This window comes from Flavobacterium anseongense, assembly GCF_021608185.1.
GTDB lineage: Bacteria > Bacteroidota > Bacteroidia > Flavobacteriales > Flavobacteriaceae > Flavobacterium > Flavobacterium anseongense.
On the sequence record NZ_JAKIHN010000003.1, the window covers coordinates 284,563 to 297,698 of the forward strand.

12 protein-coding genes are annotated in these 13,136 nt (G+C 36.7%); 6 read left to right on the forward strand and 6 right to left on the reverse strand.

What is annotated here, in order from left to right; all coding sequences use genetic code 11:
- Nucleotides 1-85: 85 nt before the first annotated feature.
- Entirely contained in the window at nt 86-634 is a 549-nt protein-coding gene (locus L1S35_RS06390; RefSeq protein WP_236398057.1) for a hypothetical protein, read from the forward strand.
- Here L1S35_RS06390 and L1S35_RS06395 read toward each other — a convergent pair.
- Nucleotides 631-987: a hypothetical protein gene (locus L1S35_RS06395; protein WP_236398060.1), complete on the reverse strand. Its 357-nt coding sequence runs from the start codon at nt 985-987 to the stop codon at nt 631-633. The genes L1S35_RS06390 and L1S35_RS06395 overlap by 4 nt on opposite strands.
- Nucleotides 980-1,954, reverse strand: coding sequence for a polyprenyl synthetase family protein (locus L1S35_RS06400; RefSeq protein ID WP_236398062.1), 975 nt, complete (start codon nt 1,952-1,954; stop codon nt 980-982). The genes L1S35_RS06395 and L1S35_RS06400 overlap by 8 nt, the downstream gene beginning before the upstream one ends.
- Nucleotides 1,955-2,158: 204 nt before the next feature.
- Between L1S35_RS06400 and L1S35_RS06405 the strand changes: the two genes are divergently transcribed.
- The 4 genes from L1S35_RS06405 to L1S35_RS06420 all read left to right on the forward strand — a co-directional run bounded on the left by L1S35_RS06405 (nt 2,159) and on the right by L1S35_RS06420 (nt 8,831).
- Nucleotides 2,159-2,755, forward strand: a complete 597-nt coding sequence (locus tag L1S35_RS06405) for a TetR/AcrR family transcriptional regulator (RefSeq protein WP_236398065.1) — start codon at nt 2,159-2,161, stop codon at nt 2,753-2,755.
- Nucleotides 2,756-2,764: 9 nt separating this feature from the next.
- On the forward strand, nt 2,765-4,108 hold the full coding sequence (locus tag L1S35_RS06410; RefSeq protein ID WP_236398068.1) for a TolC family protein: 1,344 nt from the start codon (nt 2,765-2,767) through the stop codon (nt 4,106-4,108).
- A 10-nt stretch (nt 4,109-4,118) separates the two neighbouring features.
- Complete coding sequence (locus tag L1S35_RS06415) at nt 4,119-5,258, forward strand: efflux RND transporter periplasmic adaptor subunit (protein WP_236398070.1); 1,140 nt, start codon at nt 4,119-4,121, stop codon at nt 5,256-5,258.
- An 87-nt stretch (nt 5,259-5,345) separates the two neighbouring features.
- Nucleotides 5,346-8,831 carry an efflux RND transporter permease subunit gene (locus L1S35_RS06420; RefSeq protein ID WP_236398073.1) on the forward strand — a complete coding sequence of 1,162 codons (3,486 nt, stop codon included), beginning with the start codon at nt 5,346-5,348 and terminating at the stop codon, nt 8,829-8,831.
- 71 nt (nt 8,832-8,902) lie between these two features.
- On the opposite strand, the gene L1S35_RS06425 is transcribed toward L1S35_RS06420, so the two are convergent.
- Nucleotides 8,903-9,247, reverse strand: a complete 345-nt coding sequence (locus tag L1S35_RS06425) for a toxin-antitoxin system YwqK family antitoxin (protein ID WP_236398076.1) — start codon at nt 9,245-9,247, stop codon at nt 8,903-8,905.
- 322 nt (nt 9,248-9,569) lie between these two features.
- Between L1S35_RS06425 and L1S35_RS06430 the strand changes: the two genes are divergently transcribed.
- Complete coding sequence (locus L1S35_RS06430) at nt 9,570-10,022, forward strand: Hsp20/alpha crystallin family protein (RefSeq protein WP_236398079.1); 453 nt, start codon at nt 9,570-9,572, stop codon at nt 10,020-10,022.
- Nucleotides 10,023-10,134: 112 nt separating this feature from the next.
- Here L1S35_RS06430 and L1S35_RS06435 read toward each other — a convergent pair whose 3' ends face one another.
- The 3 genes from L1S35_RS06435 to L1S35_RS06445 all read right to left on the reverse strand — a co-directional run bounded on the left by L1S35_RS06435 (nt 10,135) and on the right by L1S35_RS06445 (nt 12,954).
- Nucleotides 10,135-11,805: a T9SS-dependent choice-of-anchor J family protein gene (locus L1S35_RS06435; RefSeq protein WP_236398081.1), complete on the reverse strand. Its 1,671-nt coding sequence runs from the start codon at nt 11,803-11,805 to the stop codon at nt 10,135-10,137.
- A gap of 229 nt (nt 11,806-12,034) precedes the next feature.
- The gene (locus tag L1S35_RS06440) at nt 12,035-12,511 is read right to left on the reverse strand and encodes a hypothetical protein (RefSeq protein ID WP_236398083.1); all 477 of its coding nucleotides are present in this window, start codon (nt 12,509-12,511) and stop codon (nt 12,035-12,037) included.
- Between the two features lie 83 nt (nt 12,512-12,594).
- Nucleotides 12,595-12,954 carry a hypothetical protein gene (locus L1S35_RS06445; RefSeq protein ID WP_236398086.1) on the reverse strand — a complete coding sequence of 120 codons (360 nt, stop codon included), beginning with the start codon at nt 12,952-12,954 and terminating at the stop codon, nt 12,595-12,597.
- Nucleotides 12,955-13,136: the final 182 nt, after the last annotated feature.

Here is a 13,136-nt window from a genome sequence, read left to right on the forward strand (position 1 = left end):
TTAGTTTGGCAAAAGTACGATAAATGGATAAAATATTAATTATTTTAGATACTTTTATCTTGTAAAAATTTAATCGAAAAAAACCATGTATTACTTCAAGTTAATCGATTGCACAAAAACCGTTTTTCTATTTGTTTTTTTAACATTTACTTGCTCATTTTATGCACAGGAAAAACCCTTGCCAAAAGCTAAAACAGGTGATTTTTGGGAGCATGTTCAATTTGGTGGTGGTTTTGGTGCTTCCTTTGGCAGCGATTACACCGATATTACTATTGCACCAAGTGCTATTTATAATTTTAATGACCATTTTGCTTTTGGAGCCGGATTGCAATACAGCAATTTGAAACAAAAACATTATTATTCTTCCAATGTTTACGGCGGAAATTTAATTGGAATATACAGCCCGATTGAAGAAATTCAGTTTTCACTAGAGTTAGCTGAAGTGAGTGTTAACAACAAATACATTGAATTAGGAGGCGATTACAAACGCAGTTTTTGGAATACCGGTTTGTTTTTTGGCGGTGGTTATCAGGAAGGCGGCGTTACTATTGGCGCTCGTTTCAACTTGCTTTTTGACAAAAAAGAAGACATTTACGGCAGTGCGTTTATGCCGTTTGTCAGAGTGTTTTTTTAGAACCTATTTCGAAACCACACTTTCATCCATTCTCTTCTTAAAATCAGGAAAGCTATTTGTTCCGAAAGTTCGACAGTATCGGAACCATCAAGTTGTTTGACATTGTCTTCAGGGACATCAATGATGTATAGTAAGTTGAGTAATTCAGCGTATTTATACTGAATCAAACGATAAATTTTTTCGTGTAGCTGTACTTTAAGTTCATGCGGCGTTGTGCCTTGCGGGAAATCTATTCCTTCGTTAGCAAAGTTGAAATCCTTATTTATTTGGTCAATTAGTTTTGAATATAAGTTTTCTTTTTCGGCTTCCGAAAGTAAATCTTCAGTAGTTGATGGTGCAATAAAACTAGACATTTCTACTCATTAATTTTTCTCCAAAAGCTTTCAGAATTGCTTTTTTGTCATCACTAATATTCATTTTATCTAAAGTTTCCAACGCCTTGAAAGTATAATTTTGAATGGCTTTTTGCGTGGCTTCTGAAGCTCCGGTTTGATTGAAAATCTCTTTTACGGAATTGATTTTATCGGTATTATCATTAGGCTGAATGGAAAACAAATGCAGTAATTGTTCTTTCTCATTGGCCGATGCAAATTCGATTGCCTTCAGATATAAATAGGTTTTTTTGTTTTCGATGATATCGCCGCCAACTTGCTTTCCGAAGGTTTCCGGATTACCAAAAGCATCAAGATAATCGTCCTGCAGTTGGAACGCAATGCCTAAATTCAGACCAAAATCATAAATAGCATTTGCATTTTCTGTTGAAGTTTGGGCTACGATTGCTCCCATTTTCATAGCGGCACCAACTAAAACGGCAGTTTTATATTCTATCATTTTGAGATATTCGGGAATCGTAACATCATCGCGTGTTTCAAAATCGACATCGTATTGTTGTCCTTCACAAACTTCTAAAGCGGTTTTACTGAATAGCTTGGCTAATTCCCTAAAAATTGTTGGTTCGTATTCTTCGAAATATTGATACGCTAAAATCAGCATGGCATCGCCCGAAAGAATTCCGGTATTGATGTTCCATTTTTCGTGTACGGTTTCGTTTCCTCTTCGCAGTGGTGCGTCATCCATAATGTCATCATGAATTAAAGAGAAATTATGAAAAACCTCGACAGCTGTTGCCGCCGACAATGCTTTTTGACAGTCAGCATCAAAAACTTCAGCACTCATTAATGTTAAAACCGGACGCAATCTTTTTCCGCCAAGCGAAAGAATATAACGGATTGGCTCATAAAGATTTTTAGGTTCTTCCTTTAAAGCTAACGATTTGAAATGTGCTGTGACTATGTCCTGATAATGCGATATCGCGTACATAAAAATATTTTCGGCTAATTTAGGTTATTCTCTCCGCATTACAAAAGTGTCATTCCTGCCAATGTTAAATTTACGTTAATACTTTGGAAACTATTTTAGTGTTTAAAGTTTCCATATTACATTTGCCCCATAATTTTTAGGAATCCTGAGAAGAGATTCTGACCCGAGCAAAGCGAACTGACGCAGTAAATAAATTCAGAATAAATGAAAGATAAAATCATCAAAAAAGCTACCGACATGTTCTTAAAGCTAGGTTTTAAGAGCGTTACGATGGATGACATTGCGTGTGAGATGTGTATTTCCAAAAAGACAATTTACAAATATTTTGGGAACAAAGAAATGTTGATTGAAGAAGGAACCGAAGTCATACACCAAAAAATTAACGATTTGATGGAAGAAGTGGTTTCGCAAAATCACAATGCTATTGCCGAGAATTTTCAAATGCGCGAAATGTTCAAACAAATGTTTCAGTCATTTGACCATTCTCCGGCGTATCAGCTTAAAAAGCATTACCCTGAAATTTACGAAAAGATGGCTTGTAATAAAATAGAAGATTGTAGTCAGATGTTTCGTCAGAATATTGAAAAGGGAATTGCCGAAGGCTTATACCGAAAAGACACCGATGTTGAAGCTGCCGTAAAATTTTATTACACACTTATTTTTTCTATCAACGAAAATACGATGATGGAAAAAGACGCATACGAACTCGAAGCCAAAGCACTCGAATACCATACACGAGCAATTGCAACTCCGGAAGGAATTATAGAACTAGAAAAACAAATAAAAATTCACCATACTTAATTATCATCCATGAAAAACAAATTTATACTAACCTTTTTAATGCTTGTAACTGTTTTACAAGCACAGGACAAAAAAGAAACCTATTCTTTTAGTCTGCAACAAGCCATCAATCATGCCTTGGAGCATAACTATTCGGCCATCAATGCCAATCGAGATATTGAAGCGGCCAAAAAGAAAAAATGGGAAACTACAACAATAGGCTTGCCACAAATCAATGCCGGTTTAGATTATCTGAACACATTTGAATTCACTAAACAAGGCGTTAGCGGTGGCGGCCCTTTTGGAGGAACTCCGGGTGAAATTTCAACCTTTGCCTTTGGAACTAAACAAACCATGGTTGGAAAAGCATCGCTTACACAATTAATTTTTGACGGTTCTTATTTGGTTGGATTACAATCGGCTAAAACCTATTTGAAAATTTCTGAAAACGCCAAAATAAAAACCAATCAGGAATTAAAAGAAATTGTAACCAATTCCTATGGAAATGTATTGTTGGCACAGGAAAGTGTTTTGATTCTGGAAAAGAACAAAGCCATTTTAGAGAAAACACTAAACGATACCAAAGAAGTTTTTAAAAACGGTCTTATTGAAGAAGAAAATGTAGAACAATTGCAGTTAACATTGTCATCGGTTAAAAGTGCTTTGGAATATTCTAATCGAATGAAAACCATTTCAACTAATATGCTAAAACTGGTTTTAGGCATTGATTTAGAAGAACAGTTAATATTGACCGATAATCTAAACTCGTTAACTCAAAACAATTTTGACCTGGCGCTATTGAAAGAAGATTTTAATGTTACCAATAACATTGATTATCAAATTGGTCAAAACGTGCAGGAGTCAAAAAGATTGATGATGCTGTATGAAAAAAGCAAAGCCTTACCATCACTTGGTGCTGCGTTTAACTTTGGTTACAATTCATTTGCCAACGAATTTACATTTGCCAACGGAGACCAAAAATGGAATAACTTTTCAAATCTTGGTGTGAGTTTAAATGTGCCGATATTTAGCAGTCTTGGAAGAAGTGCCAAAACACAACAAGCCAAAATTGCTTTGGAACAATCGAAAACACAACTAAAAGAAACCGAGCAAAAATTAAAGCTTCAATTTGAAAGTGCGAAAAGCGACTATGAATATAGCTTGGATCAATATGCTACTGCAAAAGACAATTTGAGTTTGGCAGAACGCATCGAAAACAAACAGCAAATCAAATTCCGTGAAGGACTTTCTTCAAGTTTTGATTTTACCGAAGCCCAACAACAATTATATTCAAAACAACAGGACTACCTAAAATCAATGGTAGAAGTCATCAACAAAAAAGCAACTTTAGAAAAATTATTAAATAAAAACTAACCCTATACAAATGAAGAAAATAATCATATTATCCGTATTATCTATCGTTCTTCTTTCCTGCTCAAATACAGCAAAGACAGACAATATTGACGATTTAATCAGCGCTAAAAACGTAAAAGCATTAAACGAAAAGAAAACAGCACTACAGGCTGATATTGCTAAAATTGAAAGCGCTTTAGCTACTTTAGATGTTAAAAAAGAAGAAGCTTTGGTTTCTGTTTTAACATTAAAAGACACCATTTTTAATCACTATCTTGACATTCAGGGAAATGTAAACACCAAAGAAAATATCTTGGTTCAACCTGAATTCAGCGGAACATTGACATCATTAACAGTCAAAGCCGGAGACCGAGTTTCGAGAGGACAAATTCTGGGTAGAGTTGATGATGGTGGGTTGAGTCAACAATTGGCAAGTGCCCAAAATCAATACAGTTTAGCCAAAACAACTTTCGAAAGACAAAAGAATCTTTGGGATAAAAAAATCGGTTCTGAAATTCAGTATTTACAAGCTCAAACACAAATGGTTTCGGCTCAAAAAGCCGTTGCTCAAATAAATGCACAATTGGCAAGAACGGTTATTCGCGCTCCTTTTTCGGGAACAATCGATGAAGTTTTTGCTGAAAAAGGTCAGGTTGTTGCCCCGAGCGCTACGGGTTTAATGCGTATTGTAAACCTTGGAAATATGTATGTGTCAACTTCTGTTCCTGAAACTTATATCGGGAAATTGAGACTTGGTGATCAGGTTGATGTTTATCTCAGTTCACTAGGAAAAACCTATAAAGGGAAAGTGCGTCAGGTTGGAAGTTATATCAATCCAAACAACCGAACTTTTGGTATCGAAGTTAGCGTTCCAAACCCTGAAAACTTGTTGCGTCCAAACCAAGTTGCCAAACTTAAAATTACAGATTACACAAGCAAAAATGCTATTGTTGTTCCAACAGGTGTGATTCAGGAAGACGGAAAAGGCGACCAATATGTTTATGTGGTTGAAGGAAGTAACGGCAAAACCGGAACAGCCAAAAAAGTGGTTGTCAAGGTTGGTAAATCATCTGATAACGTTACCGAAATTTTAAGCGGTTTGTCTGCCAATGACATTATCGTAACAGAAGGTGCGAATACTATTTCTGAAGGAATGAAGTTGAATTTCTAAAACCGTTGTAAGTTCTAGGTTTTAAGTTCCAGATTGTTTCCAATCTTTAACTTATAACTCATAACTTATAACTCATAACTATAAAAAATGAGCCATCAAAGTAAAGAATTCAGTATATCAAGTTGGGCAATAGAAAACCGCGTTACGGTTTATATTTTTACCCTGCTTATCGTTGTGACCGGATTAATTTCCTATATCACGATGCCAAGAGAAGATTTCCCGGAAATCATCGAAAACAAAGTCTACATTTCATCAGTTTTCCCAGGGAATTCATCAGAAGACGTTGAAAAGTTAATCATCAAACCACTCGAAAAAGAAATCAAAAACATAAGTGGTGTTGAAAAAGTTACAGCTAATTCATATCAAGATTACGGGATGATTATCGCCGAATTTTCGGATGATGTTTCTATTGAAGAAGCCAAAACTAAAATTAAAGATAAAGTTGACATTGTTAAAGCCGATACCGATTGGCCAAACTTAGACAACGGAAGTAAAGTGGAACCTAATGTGTTTGAATTAAACATTTCGGAAGAAGTGCCTATTTTGAATATCAATTTAAAAGGGAATTATACCACACAGCAACTAAAAGATTATGGTAAAAAACTGCAGGATGACATAGAGGAAATTCCGGAAGTAAAGAAAGTAGACATCCTGGGTGTTGATGACAAAGAAGTTGAAATCGCGGTAGATATCTTCAAAATGACCGCTGCTCAAGTTTCGTTTGACGACATTCAAAATGCCGTAAAATATGAAAACATGACTATTTCGGGTGGGAATTTAATTTCTCAAGGTTCCAGAAATAACATTCGTGTAATAGGAGAAATTAAAGACCCAATGGAACTGGAGAACATCATTGTAAAGCACAATGGTGGAACTGTTTATTTAAAAGATATTGCCAAAGTATCATTTAAAGAAAAAGAAAAAACAACCTATGCCCGCGAAAAAGGAAATGAAGTAGTAATGCTCAACGTAAAAAAACGTTCGGGTCAAAACATGATTTCGGCTATTGATCAGGTAAAAGAAAAAATTGAAGCCGCACACGAGAATTATTTGCCAAAAGATTTAAAAGTAGAATTGACTAACGACCAATCTTCTCGAGTAGAACATCAGGTAGATGAATTATCCAACCACATCATTTTTGGTATCGTACTGGTAATGATTGTATTGATGTTTACCATGGGATTGCGTAACTCGCTATTTGTGGGCGCGGCCATTCCGCTATCGATGATGATTGCCTTTACATTATTAGCAGCATTTGGAAAAACATTAAATACTATGGTGCTTTTCGGATTGGTAATGGGATTAGGATTGTTAGTTGATGACGGAATTGTGGTGGTTGACAACGTATTTGCCAACATGAAAAAAGGAATGTCTCGAATACAAGCTTCCAAAATTGGTATTGGTGAAATTGCATGGCCGGTTATTTCTTCTACTGCAACTACTTTGATGGCGTTTTTACCTTTTGCCTTATGGCCCGGAACTATGGGAAAATTCATGATTTATTTCCCGATAACGCTTACGGTTACTTTGACGGCTTCCTTATTTGTAGCGATGGTTATCAATGCTGCTATGACCGGTGGTTCTATGGACATTGAAGATAAAAACGTTTCTAAGAAATCTGTCAAAAAATACACGATCATCTTTACAGTTGTTGGTATTTTGTTTGCTGTTCTCGGAAACTCACACGTTTACGACAATAAATTATTGCGTGGTATTGGACATTTAGCCATTATCTCTCTAGGACTAATGTGGTTGTACAGAGTTAAAATGTACCAATGGACGCAAGATTTTCAACACAGTTTTTTTCCGGCATTAGAGGAAAAATACAAGCTCTTTTTAGGAAAAATTTTAACCGGAAAAAGAGCTTGGTATGCACTTGTAGGGATAATTGGAATGCTTTTCTTATCAATTATACTTTTGGGGGTTTTCCCAAGAAAAGTATTATTCTTCCCGGATAATACGCCAAGACAAGTCATCACTTATATTGAATATCCTCAGGGAACCGATATCGAAAAAACCAATAAGGCTACTTTGTTTGTTGAGAAACAAATCATCGATATCATGAAAAAGTATATCGACCCAAAAACGAATGAAAACTATTTAGCCGAGAGTATTGTATCTCAAGTGGGTGTCGGTGCCGGAAATCCAAATGTAGATGCCGGTTCTGCTAATGAAACCCCATTCAAAGGAAAAGTGACAGTAAACTTCACCGAATTTAAATTCAGAAGAGGGGTTAATACGTCTGATGTATTAGAAGAAATTCGAGGTCGTGTGAAGGGAATAGCCGGTGCTAAAGTGACCGTCGAAAAAGATGCCAACGGACCACCCGCCGGTTATCCTATTAGCGTTCAGTTAACTGGTGCTCCGGGTGCCAATTATGATGTGATGCTGAAAGAGGCGGACAAAATGATTGCCTATATTGACTCTAAAAAAATTCCGGGTATCGAAAGGCTTAATGTTGATGTAAATAAAGAAAGTCCCGAATTGGAAGTAAAAGTTGACCGTGTTAACGCAGGAAGTTTAGGTGTTTCTACAGGACAATTAGGATTCAATTTGCGTCGTTCTGTCTATGGTCAGGAAATCTCAACTTTTAAGGAAGGTGATGACGATTACAACATTGTGGTTCGTATGCAGGAAGACCAACGCAAAAATGAAAATGTGTTGTTCAATCAATCGTTGACATTTAGAAATCAAGCAAATGGTCAAATAATGCAAGTGCCTATTTCGGCTGTTTCCCATACTGAGAAAACAAATACCTATAATCAAATTAAACGAAAAGATTACAAACGAATAATGACAATTTATTCTAACGTTTTAACCGGTTATAATGGGGATGAAATCACTAAACAAATTGCTTCTGAGTTAAAAGGTTACGAATTGCCAAAGGGAATCACTTACTCGTTCTCGGGTGTACAGGAAGAACAAGGGAAAAACCAAAGCTTTTTGATGCTTGCCCTGTTCCTGGCAATGGCCGGAATTACGATTATAATTGTACTTCAGTTCAACTCGGTTTCGAAGACGATTGTAATTTTATTTACGGTATTGTTGAGTTTTAGTGGTGTTTTCTATGGCTACGTCATTGCCGGAATGGATTTCGTTGTCCTGATGACCATGATGGGAATTATTTCCCTGGCTGGAATTGTGGTGAAAAACGGAATTGTATTAATGGATTTCTTTGTATTGCTTTTAGATAAAAAAGTTGCCGACAAAGGTGTTGAATCGCACAACGACTTATCGCTTGACGAAATAAAAGCCATAATTATCGAAAGTGGAAAATCGCGTTTACGTCCGGTTTTATTAACGGCGTTGACGGCAGTTTTGGGATTGATTCCGTTAGCCATCGGATTAAACTTTGACTTCTTCGGATTGATAACCGATTTGAATCCGCACTTATATATGGGTGGTGATAATGTTATCTTCTGGTCGCCATTGGCATGGACCATTATCTTCGGATTGACTTATGCAACTGTACTGACTTTAGTAATGGTTCCGGTAATGTTCTATTTAGTGAAACGAGTGAAATATTGGTTACGCGACAAAAGAAATGCAGGAAGAGAATTGGAAGAAGCTTAATCTTCGACAACTATAAATAAAAAAGGGAACTCAATTTGAGTTCCCTTTTTGCATTATAAACAATTACCTTTTTAATTTTTAGCAAGAGCATCTTGTTTCCAAGATTTTACTTTGGCCACTCTGCTGTTTGAATAATCAACTTCGCTAAGTGATTTGTCATTCCAGAAAAACCATTTCCCGGTTTTTTCTCCATTAGTATATTCACCCATTGATTTTTTATTCCCATTAGTATCATAAGCAACCCAACTTCCTTCCAATTTGCCATCTTTAAAATGACCTTGTTGTTGGATTTGTCCATTATCATAGTAGTAAGTAGCTTTTACTAAATTCCCTTCTTGTTCCAAAAATGGTTTCTCAGTTTGCGCAAAAGTCAATGCCGAGATTGCTAAAGCACCTAAAATTAATATCTTTTTCATCGTAGTAGGTTTTAAACATTCATAATTACATAACAAATGTATACATTTTTTTACATTAAAAAAACTTTTACTTAACAATTTGGTAACATTAGATGAAAATTTAACATTGGAAATAAAAAATCAAATGCTTCCATATTAGCCTTTTGACTGCAATCAAACTAAAAATCAGCACATCGTTACACTTCATTTTCTGAAAAAATGTCATTTTCATTACTATCATTTTTCAGAATTCTGTCATTTTTTCACCAAAAATAGTGTCGGCACATAACTTGTTCGTTGAGTGAAAAAAATAATTATTGTCTAATTTTAAATCTAAATTATTATGGAAACTTTAAAAAGATTGCCATTGATTAACAACAGTTGGCCGATGCTTTTAAACAACCTTTTTAATCGTGATTCTTTTAATGAAGGGAATCTTAATTTTTTTGACCAAAACAATGCGGTAATTCCGGCGGTAAACATTAAAGAAACCAACGAAACCTTTTCCATTGAACTACTTGCACCGGGATTGACTAAAGCAGATTTTAAAGTAGAAGTGGATAAAAACCAACTTACTATTACAGCCCAAAAACAATCACAATCAGAAACCGACTTGAATAACTATCACAGAAAAGAATTCAGCTTTGAGTCGTTAAGAAGAACTTTTACACTGCCAGAAAACATTGTAGATGTTGATAAGATTAATGCACAGTATACTGAAGGTATCCTTTATCTAACCATTCCGAAAAAAGAAGAAGCCTTACCGAAACCGGCAAAGCTTATCGAAATTTCTTAATGAATAAAAAAAACATTATAACAAGCGGGCCAAAAGCCCGCTTGTTTATTTAAAGATGTTTCTGAATAACTTCCTGCGCATACTTTACAGAAAGTACTCAATTACAAAATCCCTAATTCTTCACAAAACGTCCAAACTTATCCCCTACTTTTAAGACGTAAATTCCCGAAGGCAGTGTGCTAACATTAAGCGTATGCGCGTTTGTTTTTTCAAAACGCATCTTCCTGCCGGTTAAGTCATATAAGATGATAGTTGCATCATCCTCGGGCGTAGTTCCTTCAAATGTTAACTCGGCTTTAACCGGGTTGGGATAAATGGTAAATGAAGTTGGAACGGAATAAGAAGGAGTGGCCAATGTTGAAAACCGAAAACGGGCGCTTACAGGCAAATGATCGGAAGTCGTATTGTAATAATCACTTATGCTTTGGGCAGCGGTTACTTCCTGGGCACTACTGTTCATAATGTAGTTTGGTGACAGTTCATTAGATACTATGATATTCTCAATAAGCGGACGATTCCAATGCGAGTCATTGAGATACTGGGTGGTGGGAATATAATTTGTTGCGTCATCCATAAAGTTTTTATAGGGCGAGTCCGTACAGCCACAGCTAGTGCTTGTTGTTCCCACAAGGTAATCATTGAAATCTCCAATAAGAATGAGGTTTCTGGTGTTGTAACTAGTTCCGTCAAGAATGGTTTTCAGTGCCTCCGAACCACCCAGCCTTCGTGTATAGCTCCCGGCATCGCCATCTTCCGCCTTGGCATGGATATTTATGATAGACAAAGGGATGAGGTTAGCACCCGAAACAAGGTTTACATCATATCGTGCAGGATAGCGCCCACTTGACCAATTGAAATAATAGGAATTACCTTGAGCCGGACCGCCACTACTTAACATAGCCGAATAAACATACTGCACCCGTGCTTTTTTATATATGATACCTTGTCTTTGTTCGCAATCAACAGCGTTCGGATATACAATTCTGCCTTCCCAAACATCACTGCCCATAAGAGTCACAAGTGCCGGGATTGAGGGATTAGTTAACAAGTTGGAAACTTCCTGAATACAATATATATCCGAGTCCATCGCCAGCATGGCAGCCGCAACATTACTAAGCTGCAGGTTTTCATCTGTAGGACCAAAATTCGTACAGCCAAGCCATTCGGTGTTCCAGTTGGTGATTTTGAATTCACTCGTATTGGGGTTTACAGGCGCATCCGCCGTAACCTTGACATTCTTTATTTCCCAGGTTGCACTTTGGGTAGCACTACTCTGATAGCGGAAAGCAATACGTGAATTTGCTGACTTAGCCGCTTCCGGAATGATAAGATCCCCAGAAGAAACAAACTGCCATCCCACAGTAATAGTTTGATTCACGCCCGTCAGTTCTATCCATGAAGTTGTAGCAGGATCTCCACTATAGTTGGCCGTTGCATAAACTTTATACCAACCTTCGGCAACACCCACATTAACAAACGGAGTGCTCCCACGGGTATGGCTAAATGTAAGTTTTGTATTGTTTGTTAGTGCCAGATTCATATTCGGGCTAATAAGCCAATCTTCGTTTTCGTGGTTTTGTGCATTCGAATAGCCAGTGCAAACCGCACCATAACTAGAACTAAAATACCAGCTTTGAGTACCAATAACACTCACTGGTGTAAACGAATTAAAGCTTGCCTGAGTAAGGAGGCTTTGGTCAAGAATTGTAATTTGAGCATTTAATTGGCCTGAGCCAAATACGGAAAAGATAAGTACAAGACTAAGTCGGATGCAGTTTTTCATTGTGGTAAAAAGTAGCCCTGGATGGTCCTGCGAATTTTCCAACAGAAGCATTCAGTAAATTAAATTGTGTGTGGTAAACATACAAATAAAACTATTATGTTGTTCGCTGTTAATCCAAATAACCTTCAGGATACAACACCTGTCGATACTTTTCAGAGAGTTCCTTTATCTTTTTAAATCAAAAAGCCTGATAGTTTAGTATCAGACTTTTGGACTTTCACTTGTCTATTTAAAGATGTTTCTGAATGACTTCCTGCCACTGCTGTGCCAGTTTGAGTTCTTCATGCGCATACACGGGAACAATATAATCATTGTCGGCATCGTGAAAAAGCACGGTGTTGCTTTGCGGTATGCCTTTTTTTGACATAAAAAACCATTCTACCTTTTTCAGTGTATTTGATTTTCCCTGTGGACTTGAGGTTGCCACTTTACAGCTTTCACTTTCTTTTAAATCCTGAAAAGATACATACGGTTCGTTAAGGTTAAAGTCTATAAAAAGGAGGCCTTTCTTTTTCGAATCTATGCCTAAAGCCTTTCGATTGTGAGTTGCTATAAGCTCGAATTGGTATTTATTATCCTGACTATTTTGGGCAAAAAGGGTCTTGATTTGGTTCTTGTCTAATTGGTTTGCTCTCACTACAAAATAAAGTGGGAAAGCCACAATGGCTAAAAGCACAAGGCCTATGATGATAACTGGTGTATCCATGATAATTATTTTTAATAAAGTTAGTGCCGCTATCCGAACGGATGCGACGGTATTCGATTTTTAGTTGCTAAAAAAGGAAGTCTTTACCAAAAATAATGGAAGGGAAAAAGTAGTCGCGAAACACTTTCACAGCGATTAACATCCTGAATAAATACATTGGCCTGTCTTGTGGGTTGTAACGACAGGTTTATACTTTCACTGCAGTACAGCGTACTATAGGCAACAGCTAACGGTTTCGCCGAATGCTCGGGCATCACAGTAACCTGCATCACCTGAGGCTGCAGCATGTTTTTATGGAAGGAATGGTCTGCCTTGTGGAAGGTTTCCTTTCGGTTGTCTGAAGATTCATTGGCAGCAATAGCGGTACGGGCAGTTACTGAAAAACTAAAAAGCAACAGTAATGACAGTAGTAAACCAAACCCTATGAATTTCTTTGCAGACATGCGGCAAAAGTAAGGCTTATTTGCTGTGGAAAGTGGTAAAGGAAAGTTAAAGGCGGCTCTTATTTCTTAAAGCCTTTTTTACTCTCAATTTAGTTTGTTATAGGAGAAAAGGTAGAATTAAAAAGCCTAATTCTATCTGTTGTCTGATTGTGCATAAAAAATGAAAATGAAAATTATGCACA

Bases quoted from the DNA above. Each gene is read 5' to 3' on its own strand.
- L1S35_RS06395 (WP_236398060.1), bottom strand. From the start codon at position 987: ATGTCTAGTTTTATTGCACCATCAACTACTGAAGATTTACTTTCGGAA.
- L1S35_RS06445 (WP_236398086.1), bottom strand. From the start codon at position 12,954: ATGTCTGCAAAGAAATTCATAGGGTTTGGTTTACTACTGTCATTACTG.
- L1S35_RS06420 (WP_236398073.1), top strand. From the start codon at position 5,346: ATGAGCCATCAAAGTAAAGAATTCAGTATATCAAGTTGGGCAATAGAA.
- L1S35_RS06440 (WP_236398083.1), bottom strand. From the start codon at position 12,511: ATGGATACACCAGTTATCATCATAGGCCTTGTGCTTTTAGCCATTGTG.
- L1S35_RS06410 (WP_236398068.1), top strand. From the start codon at position 2,765: ATGAAAAACAAATTTATACTAACCTTTTTAATGCTTGTAACTGTTTTA.
- L1S35_RS06405 (WP_236398065.1), top strand. From the start codon at position 2,159: ATGAAAGATAAAATCATCAAAAAAGCTACCGACATGTTCTTAAAGCTA.
- L1S35_RS06430 (WP_236398079.1), top strand. From the start codon at position 9,570: ATGGAAACTTTAAAAAGATTGCCATTGATTAACAACAGTTGGCCGATG.
- L1S35_RS06400 (WP_236398062.1), bottom strand. From the start codon at position 1,954: ATGTACGCGATATCGCATTATCAGGACATAGTCACAGCACATTTCAAA.
- L1S35_RS06425 (WP_236398076.1), bottom strand. From the start codon at position 9,247: ATGAAAAAGATATTAATTTTAGGTGCTTTAGCAATCTCGGCATTGACT.
- L1S35_RS06415 (WP_236398070.1), top strand. From the start codon at position 4,119: ATGAAGAAAATAATCATATTATCCGTATTATCTATCGTTCTTCTTTCC.
- L1S35_RS06390 (WP_236398057.1), top strand. From the start codon at position 86: ATGTATTACTTCAAGTTAATCGATTGCACAAAAACCGTTTTTCTATTT.
- L1S35_RS06435 (WP_236398081.1), bottom strand. From the start codon at position 11,805: ATGAAAAACTGCATCCGACTTAGTCTTGTACTTATCTTTTCCGTATTT.